This is a genomic window from Acinetobacter sp. YH16051, from assembly GCF_013417135.1.
Taxonomy (GTDB): domain Bacteria; phylum Pseudomonadota; class Gammaproteobacteria; order Pseudomonadales; family Moraxellaceae; genus Acinetobacter; species Acinetobacter towneri.
Genome location: NZ_VPEN01000033.1, coordinates 1 through 7,570, shown reverse-complemented (window position 1 = coordinate 7,570; position 7,570 = coordinate 1). Strand labels below are relative to the sequence as shown.

At 45.9% G+C, this 7,570-nt stretch carries 6 protein-coding genes and 1 pseudogene; 3 read left to right on the top strand and 4 right to left on the bottom strand.

Annotation, left to right across the window (positions count from 1 at the left end; genetic code table 11):
- Nucleotides 1–498: 498 nt before the first annotated feature.
- A protein-coding gene (locus tag FTV41_RS13225) for an IS1 family transposase (RefSeq protein WP_225905514.1) occupies nucleotides 499–1,196 on the bottom strand; the annotation gives its coding sequence in 2 pieces (ribosomal slippage) (nucleotides 499–947 and nucleotides 947–1,196; 699 coding nt in all).
- Between the two features lie 147 nt (nucleotides 1,197–1,343).
- Between FTV41_RS13225 and FTV41_RS13220 the strand changes: the two genes are divergently transcribed.
- The 3 genes and pseudogenes from FTV41_RS13220 (at nucleotide 1,344) to FTV41_RS13210 (ending at nucleotide 4,718) form a co-directional block, all read left to right on the top strand.
- Complete coding sequence (locus tag FTV41_RS13220; protein WP_095092192.1) at nucleotides 1,344–2,885, top strand: phosphoethanolamine transferase; 1,542 nt, start codon at nucleotides 1,344–1,346, stop codon at nucleotides 2,883–2,885.
- Between the two features lie 926 nt (nucleotides 2,886–3,811).
- Nucleotides 3,812–4,171: a hypothetical protein gene (locus FTV41_RS13215; protein ID WP_257221968.1), complete on the top strand. Its 360-nt coding sequence runs from the start codon at nucleotides 3,812–3,814 to the stop codon at nucleotides 4,169–4,171.
- Between the two features lie 10 nt (nucleotides 4,172–4,181).
- Nucleotides 4,182–4,718, top strand: a pseudogene (locus FTV41_RS13210) (DUF5384 family protein).
- Between the two features lie 533 nt (nucleotides 4,719–5,251).
- Here FTV41_RS13210 and FTV41_RS13205 read toward each other — a convergent pair.
- The 3 genes from FTV41_RS13205 to FTV41_RS13190 form a co-directional block, all read right to left on the bottom strand.
- Nucleotides 5,252–5,467, bottom strand: coding sequence for an MbeD family mobilization/exclusion protein (locus FTV41_RS13205; protein WP_000137422.1), 216 nt, complete (start codon nucleotides 5,465–5,467; stop codon nucleotides 5,252–5,254).
- A gap of 6 nt (nucleotides 5,468–5,473) precedes the next feature.
- The gene (locus tag FTV41_RS13200) at nucleotides 5,474–5,965 is read right to left on the bottom strand and encodes an MbeB family mobilization protein (protein ID WP_140428842.1); all 492 of its coding nucleotides are present in this window, start codon (nucleotides 5,963–5,965) and stop codon (nucleotides 5,474–5,476) included.
- A 677-nt stretch (nucleotides 5,966–6,642) separates the two neighbouring features.
- On the bottom strand, nucleotides 6,643–6,987 hold the full coding sequence (locus FTV41_RS13190; protein ID WP_058663788.1) for a MobC family plasmid mobilization relaxosome protein: 345 nt from the start codon (nucleotides 6,985–6,987) through the stop codon (nucleotides 6,643–6,645).
- Nucleotides 6,988–7,570: the final 583 nt, after the last annotated feature.

Sequence of the window (7,570 nt, the reverse complement as noted above, 5' to 3'; positions counted from 1 at the left end):
GCGTTTATCTCATTCCACGCCTGACACTCAGCTCCGGGTAGGCAGTTCGCTCCAAGCTGGACTGTGTGCACGAACCCCCCGTTCAGTCCGACCGCTGCGCCTTATCCGGTAACTATCGTCTTGAGTCCAACCCGAAAAGACACGACTTAACGCCACTGGCAGCAGCCACTGGTAGAGGGTGTACAAGAGATTACTGATGCAGAGTTCTTGAAGTTAGAGCCAAACTACGGCTAAACTGGAAGGACGAATTTGGTGGCAGCGGTCTTGTACACCCTGTTACCACGGTTCAGAAGTTCCCCAACTTACTGAACCTTCGAAAAACCACCTCCCCAGGTGGTTTTTTCGTTTCTGGATAAGAGACTACGACGACAGACGGACGATCTCAAGAAAATCCTCTCTAACAGGTTATATTCAGAGTAAAAAAAGTGAGCTTAAATATGGCTTTTTCAATAGCAGAAGTGCGCGAGGGGCGTATCGGTTCTTGGTAATGACTCCAACTTACTGATAGTGTTTTATGTTCAGATAATGCCCGATGACCTTGTCATGCAGCTCCACCGATTTTGAGAACGACAGTGACTTCCGTCCCAGCCTTGCCAGATGTTGTCTCAGATTCAGATTATGTCGCTCAATGCGCTGAGTGTAACGCTTGCTGATAACGTGCAGCTTTCCCTTCAGGCGTGATTCATACAGCGGCCAACCATCCGTCATCCATACCACGACCTCAAAGGCCGACAGCAGGCTCAGAAGACGCTCCAGTGTGGCCAGAGTGCGTTCACCGAAGACGTGCGCCACAACCGTCCTCCGTATCCTGTCATACGCGTAAAACAGCCAGCGCTGACGTGATTTAGCACCGACGTAGCCCCAATGTTCGTCCATTTCAGCGCAGACAATCACATCACTGCCCGGTTGTATACGCGAGGTTACCGACTGCGGCCTGAGTTTTTTAAGTGACGTAAAACCGTGTTGAGGCCAACGCCCATAATGCGTGCACTGGCGCGACATCCGACGCCATTCATGGCCATATCAATGATTTTCTGGTGCGTACCGGGCTGAGAGGCGGTGTAAGTGAACTGTAGTTGCCATGTTTTACAGCAATGAGAGCAGAGATAGCGCTGATGTCCGGCAGTGCTTTTGCCGTTACGCACCACGCCTTCAGTAGCGGAGCAGGAAGGACATCTGATGGAAATGGAAGCCATGCAAGCACCTAAAAATCACCATCATACACTAAATCAGTAAGTTGGCAGCATTACCGAGAGCGGCTTTTTAATTAAATAATGATTTCCTATGATTTTTTTTTTAAACTTACTTACTTACTTACTTACTTATATCTATGTTATCAAATAATGAACATCATCAATAAAATTTCAAAAAACCATCAAAAAAACATATACATAGCTTTATGTATTATTAATCTAATTTTTATAATTAATACTTCCCATAGAATAATCGCTAGTAATATTTATTACTCCTTAACGCTTATCATACTTGGTGTTATTTTTTTCTATGGTTACACTTCAAAAATTAATTCAATTATTTCTTTATCAATATCAAGTTTTATTATTTCACTTCTATTTGTTGATTTAATGACATATCGAATGACCTCCTGGTATTTTCATCAGGTGCCAAATGAAATCATTAATATTATTCTTGATACTAACCCAGATGAGATTAATAGTAATTTTTTCTTTTCAACAAAAGAAATCATAGGGCTACTAATCATAGCATGTAACTTCTTATTTATTCTTATTGGAAAAAGAGACTCTAAATTTCAGTTAAGGCATTTTTATATTTTCATTATTCTGTTTGTTTCTTTGTTAATCGCCTTTAAGCCATTAGGATTAGCTTTGAAAGAAATTAATAAAGGTTTATCTGAACTTAAGAAAAACGCACAAATTATAAAAGATAAAAAAAACTTCAAGTGGGATTCTAAATCTACAATAAATGATAAGCAAACAGTGGTTCTTTTTTTAGGCGAAACTAATAGAGGAGATTATTTACATTTTAATGGTTACCCTAAAAACACAACCCCAAATTTAGATAAAGAAAATTTAGTTTCTTTTAAAAACACAATATCTCAAGGAGCATATACTTTAGTTTCCACACCAATGATCCTTTCTAGAAAAGGTGTGTATGATAATGGTCTTTTTAATGAAACATCAATAATTAGTGCTTATAAAGAGGCTGGATATGAAACTTGGTATGTTTCTTATCTGAGTAAAAGTCACATAGGAGATAATGAAATAAATTTAATTGCAAATGAAGCTGATCATTATGTTGTATCTGATGTCAACGTGAATACATTAGAGAAAATATTAAATAATAAAAGCAAGAAAAAGCTCATAGTTTATAAAACTATCGGGAGTCATTATCTGTATCATACAAGGTATCCATCAAATTATGATGTTTTCAAACCATCTTTTAATGAAAAAACATATTCAACTCCATCTTTAAAAGATAAGGATAAATTAGAAAATAGCTATGCTAATTCAGAATTATTTTCTGTTGATAAACAGATAAGCGATTTCATTAATGTGTTAAAAAATACAGATGGACTTGCATATTTATCTTTTATTTCAGACCATGGAACTGCTATTTATGATGATGGTAAATCGTTGTATGGCGGTAATACAAAAGGCAACTATAACATTGCTCATTTTTTTTGGTTTAATGATTTATACCACAAACAACATCCTGAGCTAATACAAAAACTTTCAATTAATAAAGATAAAAAAATAACATCCGAATGTTTCGTAGATACTAGTTTAGAGTTATCCTTTATTGAAAGTAAGATTAAAAAAGGTTGTTCCCTACTAAACGATAAATTTATTGAAAAACAGCGATTGGTGAAAAATGGTAAAGTTTATGATTTCGACCAAGATTTATAAAATGATTTCCATATAATTGAACTAGCTAAAACTTAACCTGGCAGTTACTTATTTTTATTAGGTGTCTGTCAGGTTAAATATGTTTACTAAGTTATACAAAATATAAGACACTGTTGCAAAGTTAGGGAAGGTGCGAATAAGCGGGGAAATTCTTCTCGGCTAACTCAGTCATTTCATTTCTTCATGTTTGAGCCGATTTTTTCTCCCGTAAATGCCTTGAATCAGCCTATTTAGACCGTTTCTTCGCCATTTAAGGCGTTATCCCCAGTTTTTAGTGAGATCTCTCCCACTGACGTATCATTTGGTCCGCCCGAAACAGGTTGGCCAGCGTGAATAAGGGGTGAGTTTGGAGATTGGAAATTATTGTACGTTAAGCCTGTTTTTTGAACAGATCGCGCTATCGCAATAGGGTGTACTCCTGCACTATACGGCATTTAGCCTGTATGTTTGGGTAATGAGACAACCTAAATGCGACAGCGTGAGCGCAATAACTTAAATGCGATAGTCAGTAACAATAAATCAATCAGTTACCAATCAGAAACGGTTAAATTATGTTCTTAACGTACAATAATTTCCATTTCCCAAACCGACCCCAGGAAGGACATCTGATGGAAATGGAAGCCACTGGAGCACCTCAAAAACACCATCATGCACTAAATCAGTAAGTTGGCACCATTACCGGAAAATCAACCACCACCTTTAGCCTTTACTTTTTACGGATAATTCCTAAAAATGTTTTTTTTACATTAAGAAACAGGAAGTCACATGAGCTCAAAAAAACACTGTTAAGCATAGCCCTACTAACCGCCTCGATTACCGCTTTATCAGGCTGTCAATCCAATGCCGATCAATATGCTGCTGACGTTTATGACACAGGGCAACTGAATGCAAAACAGGAGACGAAAACTGTAAACATAATTTCTGTTTTGCCTGCGAAGGTTGCTGTTGATAACACTGCAAACAAACAAGCTGCACAAACCTTTGGGGCAATCCTTGGCGCTGTGGTTGGCGGTGTGGCTGGTCATAACGTCGGAAGTGGTAGCGGACTTTGCACAACAGCCGGAGCCGTTGGCGGTGGTGCCGTCGGTGCCGCAGTAGGAACATTAGTCAAAGATAAATCTATCGTTGAAGGTGTTTCTTTAACTTACAAAGAAGGGACAAAGGTATTTACATCAACTCAAGTAGGAAAACCATGTCAGTTTACTACTGGTTTAGCTGTTGTTATTTCCACAAAAAATAATGAAACAAGAATCCAGCCAAACACAACATGCCCGGTAAAAAAATAAGATTCAAACGATGAAAAGAATCATTATACCCCTCATCCTTTCTTTTAGTGGAAGCAGCTTTGCAAACTCACTTCAAGAACAATTATCTGCAGTAGCTCAAACTGAACAGCAGGGAAAAGCTGAAGAGCAAAGACTCATGGATATCCAGAGAGAAAAAATTGAGGAAAACAAACGGCTTGAGCAAAAAAGGAGAGAAAGAGCAAGAGCAGAAGCGAACAGGAGAGCAGCCATAGCTTCTGCAGAGAGAAAAGCTCACCGTGAAAGAATCGAAGCTGAGCTCAAAGCCGATAAAAATAGAGATCAGAAATATGAAGATGAACTAAGAAAGCTTGAAATCGAAAAACAAAAGTTAGCATTAGCCAGGGAAGAGGCAAGAGTTAAACGCGAAAATTAATTCATAGACCAAGAGTTAAAAAACAAGGCAGCCCAAACAGATGTAATTCAATCTCACGCCGGCTCAAACAGAAATATTTCAGAAGGCGGGAAAGATTTAATGAAAAGCGAAGGGAAAGCCAGAGAAAAAGAAGCTGGAGAATGGTTTAACTAGCTTCATTTTTATAATTAAAGTTGATTTCAAGTTTAATTAACAACGGATGTTATTTACCATAACATCTGTTGCCCGCACCGCTCCGGACGGGTTCGCCACAAACGGGGCGGCAGTCAGGTAAAACCGGCAACAAACCACCCGATACACCGCCCCGTTCGTGACAGATAAATTTTACCCGACTGCATAGCCATGCAGCCAGATGCATGGCGTGTAAAGTCACACTAAAATCAGCGCGAACGCCTTAAAAACAGGTAAATGCTTCTCCAGCCAGTCCCACAGCCCGGCCGCCAGATACAGGCAGTTAAGTACAGCTTCAATGACGTTAAGCAATTTCATAATTCCCCCCCAGGTATAGGCCGTGATCTTTTTAATCACGAACCTATTTAGCGGGAGAAGTAAGAGCCCCTCTTCGTGCGGGTTGTCAGCTGCCTGGATGGTTTAAAGTGTCGGCCCGCGGTAGGTTTTCTGCGGCTGGCGCTCCAGCTCCAGTGTTTTCTGATACTCATTCTCCCTCTGCCGGAGCTCGATGGCATTCAGTTCCCGGACAAGCGGCGCAGCTGCTCGCTTAAACTCAGCACCTGCGTGCTCAAGTCCGACACGCGCTCGTTCAGCACCGCGTTCTCCCGTTGCATAAGCCCACACATGCTCCGCCATTCCGCGAAGGCGCTCTCCCATTCGTCCAGCCTTTGCGAGTAGTCCTGCTGTAGCTGCTCTAATGCGCTCAGCAACTGCTTTTCCAGCTCTGTCATCTTCCGCTACTCCTGTTTCAGGCGGATCCATGTCGTCCCGCCGTAAGGGATGGCTTCGGTTTTCATCCCCGGCGGTAGGATAAGAAACCTCCGGCCGTCGCTGCTCTCCTGATAGCGCACTCCCCACGTCCGGGCGGTCATTTTCGCCAGGGTATCTTCCTGCTGACGAAGATGCGTGTAATTGTCGGTTATCTGCTGCCCCTGCCACCACAGTATGCTCCCGCTCGTGCCGATCAGCAGCGCTGACACCATCAGGATGGTGAGCCATGTCCGCCCGGCAGTCCGCAGTACGCTCCGCCGGTTTTTCTCCATCGCCTCGCTCATACTCTGCTCGTGGGCGAGGATGGCGTCGCTGATTCTCCTCGCGCTTGCGCTCAGTTCCGCTCTGACAGACTGCTCGTGCTCGCAGAATGCGGCTTTCAGCATCTCGCCAGTACTCTTCTGCTGCGCTTTCGATTGCTGCTCTAAGTCCTTCGCTAGCGTTAAAAGATTGCTCATAGATAGCTCCCTTCAGTCGGATGTTTCGCCCCCCGTCCGGGTCGGCAATGCTGATACTGCTTTTCGTGGTGCGCACCACCTTAAAACCTGCACCTTCAAGAGTGTCAGTGACATCCTGACGGCTTTTCAGCTCCCCGGACGAGGCTAAGCTCAGTAGTCCCCGGGTAATGGCTTCTGCGGCCTCCTGCGTCGTTTTCGGCAGCCCGGACGGCGTGACCAGCGCCCGGCGGTTTTCCGGCGCGTTCGGGTCGTGCAGCCCCAGTCTGCCGTTCACGATAGTCTGCCAGGCATCGATGCGCGGCCGGTCGGCGCGGTCGTAGTAAGGCTGGAGCCGCCTGCCGGTCAGCAGCTCGGTATTGGGGATCAGAAAGTTCAGCTCCAGACGCCCCTTGTCCGCGTGCTCCACCCACAGAATGCTGTACTGATCTTTATCGAGTCCGGGCATCAGAACCCGCTCGAAGCTGGCCATCAGTTTTTCCCGCTGGCCGGGAGGGAGATCGGCCTCCGCAAACGACAGGACGCCGGAGGTGTATTTCTTAACGTAAGGCGACGCGTCAATCAGCTCCCGGACTTCTTCCGGCTTCCCCTGCAGGACGGTGGCGCCTTCACGCTGCCGGTCTTTACCCAGCAGATAGTCCACCGGCCCGGCGCCACCGCCGCGACCGCGTGGATGAAATTTAACGATCATCGTCCGTTCCTTTCTCAAGAACGGCGTGCCGCAGCCGCTCAAGTCCGGCATCGATGGCCATCAGCGCCGCCACAATCTGTACCCTGTCATGGCCAGTACCGCCGCCGGTGTTAACACGGCGGGCTATCTGGTTCAGGTTATTGCCCATGCCGGCAAGCTGGCGCAGCAGCGCCGGCGAAATTGAGGGGAGCTTTCCGGTGCGCGCAGGCTTTTCGTCCAGGCAGGTCTGCCGCATCCAGGCCGCCAGCGGCCTGCCGTCACAGCGCTCAAGCAGCCGCCGGTGCTCGTCCTCCGTCACCCACATGGTGAGCATCTTGTTCCGTTTCTCTGACAAACCGGCCTCCTGATAACGCCGGGACGGGCGGGAAAGCCTTTCCCGGTCGGCGCGGGGTTGGACAAGCCGCAGGCGCGTCAGGCTTTTGGCGGGTTTCGGGGCGCAGCCCTGAACCAGTCACGTAGCGCTAGCGGAGTGTATACTGGCTCAATATGTTACGGCGGAGTAACACTTAATAAAAGTGCTTCATGTGGCAGGGGAAAAATGCAGCTGCAGGGCGTACAGGAGAAAATGGAGGTTACAGTGATATGACGCCTCCTCGCTCACTCGGTCGCTTCCGCTCCTGACGTTCGGCTGCGGCGGGCGTTACCTGCAAACGGATAAGAGCAAAGGCATACGGCATGGCAAGCAGGACAGGAAGAGGATACGGAGCTGCCGTTTTTCCATAGGCTCCGCCCCCCTGACGAGCATCACGAAATCTGACGCTCAAATCAGTGGTGGCGAAACCCGACAGGACTATAAAGATACCAGGCGTTTCCCCCTGATGGCTCCCTCGTGCGCTCTCCTGTTCCTGCCTTTCGGTTTACCGGTGTCATTCCGCTGTTATGGCCGCGTTTATCTCATTCCACGCCTGACACTCAGC

What these genes read in the sequence shown, in the direction of transcription:
- FTV41_RS13200 (WP_140428842.1), bottom strand. Translation starts at nt 5,965, where the DNA reads ATGAGCAATCTTTTAACGCTAGCGAAGGACTTAGAGCAGCAATCGAAA.
- FTV41_RS13205 (WP_000137422.1), bottom strand. Translation starts at nt 5,467, where the DNA reads ATGACAGAGCTGGAAAAGCAGTTGCTGAGCGCATTAGAGCAGCTACAG.
- FTV41_RS13220 (WP_095092192.1), top strand. Translation starts at nt 1,344, where the DNA reads ATGAACATCATCAATAAAATTTCAAAAAACCATCAAAAAAACATATAC.